Source organism: Streptomyces sp. NPDC059003, from assembly GCF_042740445.1.
Lineage (GTDB): Bacteria > Actinomycetota > Actinomycetes > Streptomycetales > Streptomycetaceae > Streptomyces.
In genome coordinates, this window is the sequence record NZ_JBHYJH010000151.1 from 1 (window position 1) to 13,242 (window position 13,242).

The following is a 13,242-nucleotide window of genomic DNA, read 5'->3' on the forward strand; positions in this document are numbered from 1 at the left end:
GGGCGGAGCCCCAGTTCGGGAAGGGGCGGGATTGGGGAGCCCCCGGCAGGGCCCGCGACGTGTCCACGGTGGGGTTTCCCCCACCCCCGATCCGCCGGTCCGCCTCATGGCTCGCTCCACCCCGGAATCCGTAGGTTCGATGCATCAAGCACACACACGACTACGGAAGGGCTGGACAGGCCATGGGGCTGCGCAAGAAGAAGCACCGGGACGAGACGGCTCCCGCCCGGCAGCAGGCCCCCGGCCAGGAGTGGGCCCCCGGCCAGGAGTGGGCCGTGGAGCTGCGCGACGTCCGCCGCCAGTACGGCCGCGGCGCATCCGCCGTACACGCCCTGCGCGGCATCGACCTGGCCCTGCCCCGCGGCACCTTCACCGCCGTGATGGGCCCCTCGGGCTCCGGCAAGTCCACATTCCTGCAGTGCGCGGCCGGCCTGGACCGCCCCACCGCGGGCACGGTCCGCCTCGGCGGCACGGAGATCACCGGCATGGGCGAGAACAAGCTGACGGCCCTGCGCCGCACCCGCCTGGGCTTCGTCTTCCAGGCCTTCAACCTGCTCCCGTCGCTCACGGTCGAGCAGAACGTCCTGCTCCCGATGCGCCTCGCGGGCCACCGCCCCGACCACCGCAGGGCCGCCGAGGTCCTGGCCCGCGTCGGCCTCGGCGACAAGGGCAGGCGCCGCCCCGGCCAGCTCTCGGGCGGCCAGCAGCAGCGCGTGGCCATCGCCCGCGCCCTGGTCACCTCGCCGGACGTGGTGTTCGCCGACGAGCCGACGGGCGCCCTCGACACGACCACGGCCGCCGAGATCCTGGGCCTGCTGCGCTCCGCCGTCGACGGCATGGGCGCCACCGTCGTGATGGTCACGCACGACCCGGGCGCCGCCGCGTACGCGGACCGCACGCTGTTCCTCGCGGACGGCGCGATCGTCGACCGCCTGGAGCGGGCGTCGGCCGCGCAGATCGGCGACCGCCTGACGGCCCTGACCGCCCCGTCCTTCGCCCGAGCCGGAGCGGGAGCGGCGGCATGAGCTTCGTACCCAACGGACTGGCCCGCGCGGCCGTCCGCTTCAAGCCCGCCGCGTTCGTGGGCACGTTCGTGGCGCTCATGATGGCGTCCCTGATCGTCTCGGCGTGCGGCATCCTCCTGGAGACCGGCCTGCGCGCCTCCGTGCCGCCCGACCGGTACGCAGGCGCCCCCGTCGTGGCCGCCGCCGACCAGCAGGTCCACTTCGGCAGCGGCGACAACGCGACGACCGAGCAGGTCCCCGACCGGGCGCGCCTGGACGCCGGCCTCGTCGCGAAGGCGGCCGCGGTGCCCGGCGCGCGGACGGCCGTCGCGGACGTCACCTTCCCGGTCGGGCAGGGCGGCGCCGCCCTCACCGCGCACGGCTGGGGCTCCACCGCGTTCACCGGCGACAAGCTGACCGCGGGCCGCGCGCCCGCCGCGGGCGACGTGGTCCTCGCCGGGACGAAGGCCCGCGTCGGCGAGCGCGTCACGCTCACCACCGCGGACGGCCCGCGCGCCTTCCGCGTGTCCGGTACGACGGCGGGCACCGCGCCGACCGCGTGGTTCGCCGACGCCGACGCCGTACGCCTGTCCGGGCACCCGGGCCGCGTCGACGCCGTCGCCGTCCTGCCGAAGGACGGCGTGACCGACGGCGCGCTCAAGTCCCAGGTGGCGAAGGCGCTCGACGGCAAGGCCGAGGTGTACGCGGGCAAGGGCCGCGGCGGCGTCGAGAACCCCTCGCTCGCCGAGGCCAAGGAGATGCTCTCCGGAATCGGCGGCTCCTTCGGCGGCATCGCCGCGACGGTCGCCGTCTTCACCGCCGCGGGCACCGTCGCGCTCTCCGTCGGGCAGCGCGCCCGCGAGTTCGCGCTGCTCCGCGCCATCGGTACGACACCGCGCCAGGTCCGTCGCTCCATCGCCACCGAGGCCCTGATCGTCGCGCCGGTCGCGGGCGTCGTCGGCTGCCTGCCCGGCATCGCCCTGGCGAGCTGGTGGTTCGGCCAGCTCAAGGACAAGGGGGCGATCCCGGACGCCGTCGACCTGTCGGTGTCCTGGATCCCGCTGCTCACAGCGGCAGGAACGGCCGTCGTCACGGCCCTCCTCGCCGGGTACATGGCCGCGCGCCGCCCCTCCCGCATCAAGCCGGGCCAGGCCCTCAGCGAGGCCTCCGTGGAACGCCTGCGGCCGGGCTGGATCCGTACGCCGCTGGGCATCGGCGCGGTCGTCGGCGGCATCGTCTGCTCCCGGCTCGCCGCCACGTCGAGCGGCGAGGACGCGGCGAACGCGGCGCTCGGCGTGGTCATGCTGTTCATGCTGGCCGTGGCGCTGCTCGGCCCGCTGGTGGCGCGCCTGTGCGCCGGCCTGTTCGGCCTGCCGCTGCGCGGCGCGGGCGCCGCCGCGTCCCTCGCGGCCGCCAACTCCCGTTCGAACGCCCGCCGTCTGGCCTCCGCCATCACCCCGATCGTGCTCGCGATGGCGTTCGCGTCCACGCTCGTCTTCATGCACACCAGCGAGGAGAAGGTGGCCGCCGACCAGCAGCGGGACGGCATCACCGCCGACCACATCGTCACCTCGGACGGGGGCTTCGGCGCTGCCGCCGTGGACCGGGCCGCGCGGGCGCCCGGCGTCACCTCCGCCGTCGGCCTGACGAAGACCTCCGTGCTGATCCCGACGGGCTCGGGCGGCGACCGCTATCTCCAGTCGGCGAGCGCGCAGGGCGTCACGGGGACCGGCGCGGACCTCGCCGGGGTGCAGGACCTCAAGGTGAAGACCGGTGAACTGACCCTCCACAAGGGCCAGATCGCGCTCGACGCGGCCCTCGCCCGCTCCGCCCACGTGGAGACCGGCGACCGCGTCGACGTGCGCCTGCCCGACGGCACCAAGGCGCGGCCGACCGTCGTGGCGACGTACGGGCGCGGCCTCGGCCTGTCCCAGGTGACGCTGCCCGCCGCCGACGTGCGGCGGCACGTCACGTCGGCCTTCGCCACGGAGATCTGGACCAAGGGCGGCACGGCGTCCGCCCTGAAGCCCCTCGGAACCGTCAACGACCGCGACGGCTACACCGCCGCGCAGTCCGTCGACCGCGAGGTCAACGCCTGGGCCAACGGCGTCATGGCGGCCGTGCTCGGCGGCTTCGCTGCCGTCGCCGCCGTCAACACCCTCGTGATGACGGTCCTCGACCGGCGCGGTGAGCTCGGCACGCTGCGCCTGATCGGTTCGACGCGCCGCCAGGTGATGCGGATGATCCGCTGGGAGGCGCTGCTCGTGACCTGCGCGGGCGTGATCATCGGTACGGCCATCGCGCTCGCCACGCTCGTCCCGATGATGAAGGGGCTCACCGGCGAATCCCCGTACATCCCTCCGCTGCTGTACGCGGCGTTCGCGGGCTCGGCCGTGGTCCTGGGCCTCCTGGCGGCGACGCTCCCTGCGCGGGCGGCGCTGACGTCGGACTAGCCCGGGGCCCCGGCTATGGGTCTTCTCCCACCCGCCCGCCCGTTTCCACTCGACCACGGGGGAGCGCCCCCGGCGGGCTGTCCCCGCCGTCGGCGGCTGCGGCTACAAGATTTCTCCCACCCGCCCACCCGTTTCCACTCGACCACGGGGGAGCGCCCCCGGCGGGGCGCACCCGCCGTTGGCGGCTGCGGGCCGCATGTGGGGCGGGTGCGCTGCGGGCGAGCGTCACGCCGCGGCGGGTGCGCCAGGGACGACAGTCGCGCCGTGGCGGTGCGCCGGGGACGAGAGTTACGGGCGGGTGGGTGGGAGAGAACCGCCGCGGAGCGGCGGGAAGGGCTGCCGCCGCATCCGGACGGGCACCGTCACCGCGCGGAGGCGGACTCCCGCTCCCGGGCCACCGCCACCGCGTCCCGGCGAAAGGCCCACGCCATGGTCGGCTCCATCGCGAAGCGGAACACCCGCCGCACCGGCGGCGTACACAGCGCGGTCACCACACCCGCGGCCACGAGCGACACGAACACCTCACCCGCGGGCCGGTGCAGCCACGCGTAGTCCTCGAACCAGCCCCAGAACCGGGACCCCTTCGCCAGGAACCCGTGCAGCAGATAGCCGTACAGCGTCCCCGCACCGAGGACGGTGAACCACATCCGGCGCCGCGGCACCCACGCGAAGAAGCACGCGGTGAGCAGCACCGAACAGCCGAAGAGGGCGATCGTCATGACGACGCCGACCCACCACGGCACGCCCAGCTCCTGCGCGCTCTCCCGCCGGTAGAACCAGACGGACGTCATCCGCGGCGCCGCCCAGTACGCGAGCGCCACCGCGCAGGCGAAGACCGGCACGGACAGGATCCGCACCTCGCGCCGCCGCACGAGCTGGAAGTGCTCGGGCTTGATGAACAGACCGAGGACGAAGAACGGCATGAACTGCAGGACCCGCTGGAGGTCGAGGTCGTCGCCGATGTCGGGCGAGATCACGGCGAGCACGGCGACGCACAGGGAGAGCGGCACCGGCCAGCGCACGATCTTCCACAGCGGCGTCGTGAGCCGCCACACGAACAGGGCGATCAGGAACCAGGTGAGGTACCAGGGGTCGAGCAGGCTGATCGGCTGCGTCGGATCGTCGTCGGCCCACCGCTTGAAGAAGGTGTAGGCGACCTCGAAGAGGACGTACGGCACGGCGACACCGGTCACGAGCCGCTTGAGCCGGTCGGGCCGCATGTCGAAGCTGCGCGAGAAGTAGCCGGAGATCAGGATGAACGCCGGCATGTGGAAGGTGTAGACGGCCATGTACAGCGCTTCCGCGGTACGGCTGTGATCCGTCAGCGGCTCCCACGCGTGGGCCATCGCGACGAGCACGATCGCCAGGTACTTGGCGTTGTCGAAGAACGCGTCCCGCTGCTTGGCGGGCTCGCCGGCGTGGGCGCGGCGGTGGGTGGGGGCGTCGGCCGCGCGGCGGGCGGGGGCGGCGGTCGTGGGGGACTGGGGGGCGCGCGGGCCGGGGGGTGTGGTCGCTGTCTCCCGTACGGGGGGCAGCGGAGCCCGGTGCCGACCATGCGGTTGAACGGAGTTCGTCACAGGCCCTCCCACCAAGAGCTCGGTGAGACGATCCGGGACCGCACTGCGCCTGCGGGGGTCATGGCAGCGTGGAACATCTGGGGCACCCTAGCGTCGCGGCGGTGTTCCCGTAAAACCCTCGGCTCATTCACCGTATTCAGCCCCCGCGTGTTCGCCCGCCGCGCCCGGGCGGCCTTTCGTCGGATTCCTGCATTTGTGTCGCGAGTACCCCTGGGGCGCGATGGATAACTGTCCGGTACGTCATATCTCGTACCGCTTAAATCGTGCATAACGCCCGCAGGCGACTCTGGTGAAATGTCCGGTTGTTCGGATGGTGGTGCGTTATGGGACTCCGTGTGATGTGCCGCGGGTGACCGGGCGAATTCCCGTGGACGGCTTGTGCGGGCGCCTTTGTGCACGCGTGACCGGACGATGGCTGGCCATGGAAACGATCAAGTCGAATTCGCCGTTCGGCGGAACGCTCGAATTCCCGTACGGGTGGCGGCGGTTCGGCCGCGGCGGGCCCGCCGCCGGGGCGCGCGCGGCGGGCGGGAAGGGTGCGTCACAGGTCATCGCTTGGCCGACGATGTGTCACCGGCCGCATAGCGCGGTCGTGTTGGTGGCACGATGGTCCTGGCGGGGGTGTGCGGGATCGTACGTCTCCGGGCGGGAGAGTGACCGACCGAGGGTGTGATCAGTTGTGGCCATTCAGCTGTCAGTGGTGCTTCTGTTGGCGATCGTTCTCGTCATGATGGTGCGTCAGGGAAACATCAAGGTGTGGCCGGCCATCGTCGCGGCGACTTTCGGCTTCACCCTCGCCTCGACGGGAATGGCCGACGACATCCAAGAGCTCCTCAACTCCCTGGCGGAGACCGTCGGCGACATACAGTTCTGACCGGTCGGGCCCCGGGGGACACGGGGGCCGACGACGGGCCACGGCGACGCTTGGGGGGCTCAGGGCGGTGGCGCTGCGGGAAACCGATCCCGGGGACATCGGCGGGTACCCGATCGAGGACCGCCTCGGCTCCGGTGGCATGGGCGTCGTCTATCTCGCGCGCTCCCCGTCGGGGCGCCGCCTCGCGGTCAAGGTCGTGCACGGGCAGTACGCCGACGACGAGGAATTCCGCATTCGTTTCCGCCGCGAGGTCGAGGCCGCCCGGCAGGTCAGCGGGGCGTTCACGGCGCCCGTCGTGGACGCCGACGCGGGTGCGCCGCGGCCCTGGATGGCCACGCTCTACATCCCCGGCGAGACCCTGGGCGCGTACGTGCGCCGCGAGGGCCCGCTGCCCCTGCCCCGCCTCCGCGAGCTCGCCGCCGGGCTCACCGAGGCCCTCCGCGACATCCACCGCGTCGGTGTCGTCCACCGCGACCTGAAACCGGCCAACGTGATGCTGGCCGAGGACGGCCCCCGCGTCATCGACTTCGGCGTCTCCCGCGCCGCGGAGGCCCTGGCGGGCGACCCCCTCACCCAGACCGGCCGCGTCATGGGCACCCCGCCCTACATGTCCCCGGAACAGCTCACGTCCCCCCGCGAGGTGGGCCCCGCGTCCGACGTCTTCTCCCTGGGCGCGATCCTCACGTACGCGGCGACGGGCCGCGGCCCCTTCGACGACGCCTCCCCGTACGAGACGGCCACCCGCGTGGTCGAGGGCACCCCCGAACTCTCGGGCGTACCCCCCGAGTTACGCCCGTTCGTCGAACAGTGCCTGACCAAACACCCCAAGTCCCGCCCGACACCGGACGAACTCCTGGCGTTGCTCGGAGGTGAGCCGCTGTCACCCGCCCGGCCACAGGACTGCGAGAGCCCGCCGCCCACCGCCCCGTCACCCGCGCGCCCACGCCCCCGCAGATTCGTGATTGCCGGAGCCGCGGGCGCGTTGCTGGCGGGCGTAGCCGCAGGTCTTGTGCTGTGGCTGACGGGGGAGGGGCCCGGCAACCTGCCCGATGGGTGGCGCGCCTGGCAGGCGAGGACCCCGAGCGACCCGGAGAGGGAGGACGGGGCTTTCAGTGGCTGCGTCGCCGTCCGTGGTGGACTCGTGTGTGCGGGCGACGACGTCAAGGCGGCGAGGTTCTCACTGGCCACGGGTGAGGTCGCTTGGAGTCAGCGGGTCAACCAGGGGCCTGCGGACTGGGCGAACGCGGAGGGGCATGTCCTCGGTGCGACGGACGACCGCGTTTTCGTCTACCGCAACACCCAGTCCCAGCGAAAGGGTTCTCCTCCCGTCGAGGACTACGCGATACAGGCGCTCGAAGCCCGGACGGGCGCTGTCATCTGGACCGCCCCGACGCAACGGGGCGCAGAGGCCTCCGCCCCGGCCCCCGACGCGTACAAGGGCGGCGCGGTGCAGGTGGACGACGGCATCCTTACCGCCTTCGGACCCAAAGGGGACAAGTACACCCTGCTGGATGCCGACCGGGGCAATTCCCTCTGGGTGCGCCGACTCCCCTCGGCGGACTGCCGGATACGGGGCGACAAGGGACAGGGCTATCTCGTCTGTCCCGCACGCGACACGGACCGCGTCTATGCGACTCGTGTCATCGGCATCGATCCCTCCGGAGGGGAGCCGAGCTGGGAGGTCACAGTAGGGGGCAAGCTGACTTTCGTGGGGCAGGCCGGTGGACGCCTTGTGTTCACCACCGAAGCCGACACGGCGAAGAATCACCGGATCACCACGATCGAAGTGGGCACCTGGAAGGCGAGGCAGAGGCCTCTCGCCCGCCCCCAGCCGACCGAGGCAACGCTCACGATCGGTCGGGACACGCTCTACTTCACGTACCCCAATGGCGACATCACGGCCGTCGACCCGGTCACGGGCCGCGGGAAGTGGCTCAGGAACTCCACGGTGGAACGCCCCGGTCCACCGCTGGTCACCGGGTCGCGCATCTACCTCGCCTCACCGAGCGGCCGCATTGCGGCGCTCGACCGCAAGACAGGCAAGGAGGTATGGGCCCGCCCTGCGCGCAGCTCTAGCGCGGGCCGCACCTCCGAAGCGGACTCCGGCGCCCCCTTGACCCTCGTCGGCGACGCCCTCTACGTCCCGTACGGCATCCGCTCCGTGTACAGCATCGACGTACGGAACCCGTAGAAGGCGCACTAAAAAGCCCCCGGCCCGGGGTAGCAGGAGCGAACCTGCACACCGGGCCGGAGGCCATGGAGCGGGCGACGGGAATCGAACCCGCGTAGCTAGTTTGGAAGACTAGGGCTCTACCATTGAGCTACGCCCGCACAGCTCGCGCAGCGACCCGACCCGCAGGTCGGCGAGCGCGGCACGGCATGCATCGTAGCGGGTCGGAGCGCCCATCCGCACACCCCTTCCCCCGCGCCCCGCTCGCGCCCCTCGCGCTCCCCGGAGCTCCCCGCGGAACCAGGGCGCCGCACTGCCTGCGGGCATGTACCCTACGTGTCGCACCGACGGGGTGTGGCGCAGCTTGGTAGCGCGTCCGCTTTGGGAGCGGAAGGCCGTGGGTTCAAATCCCGCCACCCCGACCAGCAGGGTTCCTCCCGCCCTGTGACCGGTTTCCCGGCGGGAGGTCCGTCCGTACGCGCCGCGCGGTCCGTCTTTCTTTCAAGATCGCATTGTGGCTCGGCTTCCACGTGCCGTTACTATGCAAGCTGTGTGCCCGTGTGTCTCTCAACCGGGCAGAAACCCAGCAGTCAGCCCACCAAGGAGACCGAACCGTGAAGAGCGCCGTGGAGACCCTGAACCCGACCCGGGTTCGGCTCACTGTCGAGGTGCCCTTCGAGGAGCTCAAGGACAGCCTCGACGCGGCGTACAAGAAGATCAACCAGCAGGTCACGGTGAAGGGCTTCCGCAAGGGCAAGATCCCGGCCCGCGTCATCGACCAGCGGTTCGGCCGCGGTGCTGTGCTGGAGGAGGCCGTCAACGACGCCCTCCCGAAGTTCTACACGGAGGCGGTCAACGAGGCGGAGCTCAACGTCCTCGGCCAGCCCGAGGTGGACATCACCGAGCTGAAGGACAACGAGACCCTCAACTTCACCGCTGAGGTCGACGTCCGCCCGACCATCGAGATCCCGGACTACTCCGGCATCGAGGTCGAGGTCGACGCCGTCGAGGTCTCCGACGAGGACGTCGACAAGGCCGTCGAGGACCTGCGGGGCCGCTTCGCGTCCACCGCGCCGGTCGAGCGCGCCGCCGAGGACGGCGACGTCGTGACGATCGACCTGGAGGCCAAGGTCGACGGCGAGGTCCTCGAGGACGGCGTCGCCTCCGGCGTCTCCTACACCATCGGCTCCGGCGAGCTCCTCGAGGGCATCGACGACGCCGTGAAGGGCCTGGAGGCCGGTGGCGAGGCCACCTTCACCTCCGAGCTCAAGGGCGGCTCGGCGGCCGGCAAGGAGTCCGAGGTCACCGTCAAGGTCACCCAGGTCGCCAAGCGCGAGCTGCCGGAGCTCGACGACGACTTCGCCCAGCTGGCGTCCGAGTTCGACACCCTGGACGAGCTGAAGGCCGACAGCCGCAAGCGCCTGGAGACGGCCCGCCAGTTCGACCAGGCCACCCAGGCCCAGGAGCGCGTCCTGGAGAAGCTCCTCGAGCTCGTCGAGGTGCCCGTCCCCGAGAAGCTGCTCGAGGACGAGATCCGCACCCGCAAGCACAACCTGGAGCACCACCAGCTCGGCCAGATGGGCCTCGACCTCGCGAAGTACCTGGAGATCCAGGGCAAGACCGAGGAAGAGTTCGACACCGAGACCCGCGAGCAGGCGGTCAAGGGCATCAAGACCCAGTTCGTCCTCGACGAGCTGGTCAACAAGGAGAAGCTGAACGTGAACCAGGAGGAGCTCACCGAGCACCTCATGCGTCGCGCCCAGTCCTCCGGCATGAGCCCCGACCAGTTCGCCCAGGCCGTCGTCGAGGGCGGCCAGGTGCCGATGCTCGTCGGCGAGGTCGCCCGCGGCAAGGCCCTCGCGGTCGTCGTCGAGGCCGCCACGGTCAAGGACACCAACGGTGAGGTCGTCGACCTCGAGGACGAGGACGAGGCCGACTCCGCCGAGGGTGAGCAGGCCGAGGCCGCCGACTCCGCCAAGGCGGACGAGGACAAGGCCGAGAGCTGATCTCCGCGCTGTAGCGAAGGGCCCCCGGGACACTGTCCCGGGGGCCCTTCGCGCCCCAGTGCCTGCCACGCCGGGTGCGTCGGCGGGTGCCGCTGCATCGTGGCTGGGCGCGCAGTTCCCCGCGCCCCTTCGGGGCCCGACCTGCACCTGCGCTCACAGCGAACAGTTGCCCATGCGGGATTCCCCGAAGGGAGCCGCGCGTTAGGGTCCATGGATACGGGGGCAGTGGAGTCGTTGCCCTCAGAACGAAGATGCTGAGACGGCCGGTGCCGTCAGAGACGAGCAGGTGGATACGTGACGAATCTGATGCCTAACGCAGCCGGTGAGCCGTCCATCGGTGGTGGCCTCGGCGACCATGTGTACAACCGGCTGCTCGGCGAACGCATCGTCTTCCTCGGCCAGCAGGTCGACGACGACATCGCGAACAAGATCACGGCGCAGATGCTCCTCCTCGCGGCGGACCCGACGAAGGACATCTACCTCTACATCAACAGCCCGGGCGGCTCGGTGACCGCCGGCATGGCGATCTACGACACCATGCAGTACATCCCGAACGACGTGGTCACCATCGGCATGGGCATGGCCGCCTCCATGGGCCAGTTCCTGCTGACCGGCGGCACGGCCGGCAAGCGCTTCGCCCTGCCGCACACGGACATCCTGATGCACCAGGGCTCCGCGGGCATCGGCGGTACGGCCTCGGACGTCAAGATCCAGGCCGAGTACCTGCTGCGCACCAAGCAGCGCATGGCCGAGATCACCGCGCGCCACTCCGGCCAGACGGTCGAGGCGATCATCCGCGACGGTGACCGCGACCGCTGGTTCACCACCGAGGAGGCCAAGGAGTACGGCCTCATCGACGAGATCATCAGCGCCGCTTCCGGTGTTCCGGGCGGCGGCGGCACGGGCGCCTGACCAGGCCCGCCCCAGCCGATCAAGCCCACGATCATCACCAGGACGGAACACCTCAGATGAACAGCTTCCCCGTCAGCGGAAAGGCCACCGGCCTGCACACCGGCCCCCAGGTGGACAACCGTTACGTGATCCCGCGCTTCGTCGAGCGCACCTCGCAGGGCGTGCGCGAGTACGACCCGTACGCGAAGCTCTTCGAGGAGCGCGTGATCTTCCTCGGCGTCCAGATCGACGACGCCTCCGCCAACGACGTCATGGCGCAGCTCCTGTGCCTGGAGTCGATGGACCCCGACCGGGACATCTCGGTCTACATCAACAGCCCGGGCGGCTCCTTCACCGCCCTCACGGCGATCTACGACACGATGCAGTTCGTGAAGCCGGACATCCAGACGGTCTGCATGGGCCAGGCGTCCTCCGCGGCCGCCGTGCTGCTCGCCGCGGGCACCCCCGGCAAGCGCATGGCCCTGCCGAACGCCCGCGTCCTGATCCACCAGCCCTCGGGCGGTACGGGCCGTGAGCAGCTCTCCGACCTGGAGATCGCGGCCAACGAGATCCTGCGCATGCGTACGCAGCTGGAGGAGATGCTGGCCAAGCACTCCACCACGCCGATCGAGAAGATCCGCGAGGACATCGAGCGCGACAAGATCCTCACCGCCGAGGACGCGCTGGCGTACGGCCTGATCGACCAGATCATCTCCACCCGCAAGATGAACAACTCCGCGGTCGCCTGAGCGACGTCCGGACAACCGCAGCACCATCTGCCCGCTCCTTGGCGCGGTCCGTGTGGATCCGCGTAGTTTCGCGTAGAAGCGAACCGCGCCAAGGGGGGCCCGAACGGGGGGCCAGGCAAGGTACCGTCGGATACAAGGCACCAGGAGCCGCTGGACCAACGGCGTCTCCCAGGCGAAGGGGAAGCACACCGTGGCACGCATCGGTGACGGCGGCGATCTGCTCAAGTGCTCGTTCTGCGGAAAGAGCCAGAAGCAGGTCAAGAAGCTCATCGCAGGCCCCGGCGTGTACATCTGCGACGAGTGCATCGATCTCTGCAACGAGATCATCGAGGAAGAGCTCGCCGAGACGAGCGAGGTCCGCTGGGAAGAGCTGCCCAAGCCCCGCGAGATCTACGAGTTCCTCGAGGGCTATGTGGTCGGCCAGGAGCCGGCCAAGAAGGCCCTCTCCGTAGCGGTGTACAACCACTACAAGCGCGTCCAGGCCGGGGAGAACGGCGGCGCGCAGGGCCGCGAGGACGCCATCGAGCTCGCCAAGTCCAACATCCTGCTGCTCGGCCCGACCGGCTCGGGCAAGACGCTCCTCGCCCAGACGCTCGCCCGCATGCTGAACGTCCCCTTCGCCATCGCGGACGCCACCGCCCTCACCGAGGCGGGGTACGTGGGCGAGGACGTGGAGAACATCCTCCTCAAGCTCATCCAGGCCGCCGACTACGACGTCAAGAAGGCCGAGACGGGCATCATCTACATCGACGAGATCGACAAGGTCGCCCGCAAGAGCGAAAATCCCTCGATCACGCGCGACGTATCGGGCGAAGGCGTCCAGCAGGCCCTGCTCAAGATCCTGGAGGGCACGACGGCCTCGGTCCCGCCGCAGGGCGGCCGCAAGCACCCGCACCAGGAGTTCATCCAGATCGACACGACGAACGTGCTGTTCATCGTGGGCGGCGCCTTCGCGGGCCTCGAGAAGATCATCGAAGCGCGGGCGGGCGCGAAGGGCATCGGCTTCGGCGCCACCATCCGCTCCAAGCGGGAGCTGGAGGAGAAGGACCAGTTCGAGGACATCATGCCGGAGGACCTGGTGAAGTTCGGGATGATCCCGGAGTTCATCGGCCGCCTCCCGGTCATCACGTCCGTGCACAACCTGGACCGCGAGGCGCTCCTCCAGATCCTGGTGGAGCCGCGCAACGCCCTCGTCAAGCAGTACCAGCGCCTCTTCGAACTCGACGGTGTGGAGCTGGACTTCGAGCGCGAGGCGCTGGAGGCCATCGCCGACCAGGCGATCCTGCGCCAGACCGGCGCGCGCGGCCTGCGCGCCATCATGGAGGAGGTCCTCCAGTCGGTGATGTACGAGGTGCCGTCCCGCAAGGACGTCGCCCGCGTCGTCATCACGGCGGACGTCGTCCACTCGAACGTGAACCCGACGCTGGTGCCGCGCGAGGTGCGGGGTCCGGGTGCGGGGGAGCAGAAGTCGGCCTAGCGCCGATCCGCTGAACTGTCAGGGGCGCCCGGCGAGTTGAC

General features: G+C 70.7%; 9 protein-coding genes and 2 tRNA genes. 9 read left to right on the top strand and 2 right to left on the bottom strand.

Annotated elements, in window-relative coordinates; all coding sequences use genetic code 11:
* Window positions 1-182: 182 nt before the first annotated feature.
* Both ACFWZ5_RS35595 and ACFWZ5_RS35600 read left to right on the top strand, forming a co-directional pair.
* Complete coding sequence (locus ACFWZ5_RS35595; RefSeq protein ID WP_384806991.1) at window positions 183-1,025, top strand: ABC transporter ATP-binding protein; 843 nt, start codon at window positions 183-185, stop codon at window positions 1,023-1,025.
* On the top strand, window positions 1,022-3,457 hold the full coding sequence (locus ACFWZ5_RS35600; protein WP_384891824.1) for an FtsX-like permease family protein: 2,436 nt from the start codon (window positions 1,022-1,024) through the stop codon (window positions 3,455-3,457). The genes ACFWZ5_RS35595 and ACFWZ5_RS35600 overlap by 4 nt, the downstream gene beginning before the upstream one ends.
* Window positions 3,458-3,819: 362 nt before the next feature.
* Here ACFWZ5_RS35600 and ACFWZ5_RS35605 read toward each other — a convergent pair whose 3' ends face one another.
* A complete protein-coding gene (locus ACFWZ5_RS35605; RefSeq protein WP_384804369.1) occupies window positions 3,820-5,034 on the bottom strand; it encodes an acyltransferase family protein in 1,215 nt (404 codons plus the stop codon).
* Window positions 5,035-5,713: 679 nt separating this feature from the next.
* Here ACFWZ5_RS35605 and ACFWZ5_RS35610 point away from each other — a divergent pair.
* Both ACFWZ5_RS35610 and ACFWZ5_RS35615 read left to right on the top strand, forming a co-directional pair.
* Window positions 5,714-5,908, top strand: a complete 195-nt coding sequence (locus ACFWZ5_RS35610; protein ID WP_384804371.1) for a hypothetical protein — start codon at window positions 5,714-5,716, stop codon at window positions 5,906-5,908.
* Window positions 5,909-5,975: 67 nt separating this feature from the next.
* Window positions 5,976-8,099, top strand: coding sequence for a PQQ-binding-like beta-propeller repeat protein (locus ACFWZ5_RS35615; protein WP_384804373.1), 2,124 nt, complete (start codon window positions 5,976-5,978; stop codon window positions 8,097-8,099).
* Window positions 8,100-8,165: 66 nt separating this feature from the next.
* On the opposite strand, the gene ACFWZ5_RS35620 is transcribed toward ACFWZ5_RS35615, so the two are convergent.
* A tRNA-Gly gene (locus ACFWZ5_RS35620) sits at window positions 8,166-8,239 on the bottom strand.
* Between the two features lie 187 nt (window positions 8,240-8,426).
* On the opposite strand from ACFWZ5_RS35620, the gene ACFWZ5_RS35625 reads away from it, so the two are divergent.
* The 5 genes from ACFWZ5_RS35625 (at window position 8,427) to clpX (ending at window position 13,201) form a co-directional block, all read left to right on the top strand.
* Window positions 8,427-8,503, top strand: a tRNA-Pro gene (locus ACFWZ5_RS35625).
* A gap of 189 nt (window positions 8,504-8,692) precedes the next feature.
* The gene (tig, locus tag ACFWZ5_RS35630; RefSeq protein WP_384804375.1) at window positions 8,693-10,084 is read left to right on the top strand and encodes a trigger factor; all 1,392 of its coding nucleotides are present in this window, start codon (window positions 8,693-8,695) and stop codon (window positions 10,082-10,084) included.
* Between the two features lie 306 nt (window positions 10,085-10,390).
* The gene (locus ACFWZ5_RS35635; protein WP_384804377.1) at window positions 10,391-10,996 is read left to right on the top strand and encodes an ATP-dependent Clp protease proteolytic subunit; all 606 of its coding nucleotides are present in this window, start codon (window positions 10,391-10,393) and stop codon (window positions 10,994-10,996) included.
* A 56-nt stretch (window positions 10,997-11,052) separates the two neighbouring features.
* Window positions 11,053-11,724: an ATP-dependent Clp protease proteolytic subunit gene (locus tag ACFWZ5_RS35640; RefSeq protein ID WP_384804379.1), complete on the top strand. Its 672-nt coding sequence runs from the start codon at window positions 11,053-11,055 to the stop codon at window positions 11,722-11,724.
* Between the two features lie 190 nt (window positions 11,725-11,914).
* Window positions 11,915-13,201: an ATP-dependent Clp protease ATP-binding subunit ClpX gene (gene clpX / locus ACFWZ5_RS35645; RefSeq protein ID WP_030673850.1), complete on the top strand. Its 1,287-nt coding sequence runs from the start codon at window positions 11,915-11,917 to the stop codon at window positions 13,199-13,201.
* The last annotated feature ends 41 nt before the right edge of the window (window positions 13,202-13,242 follow it).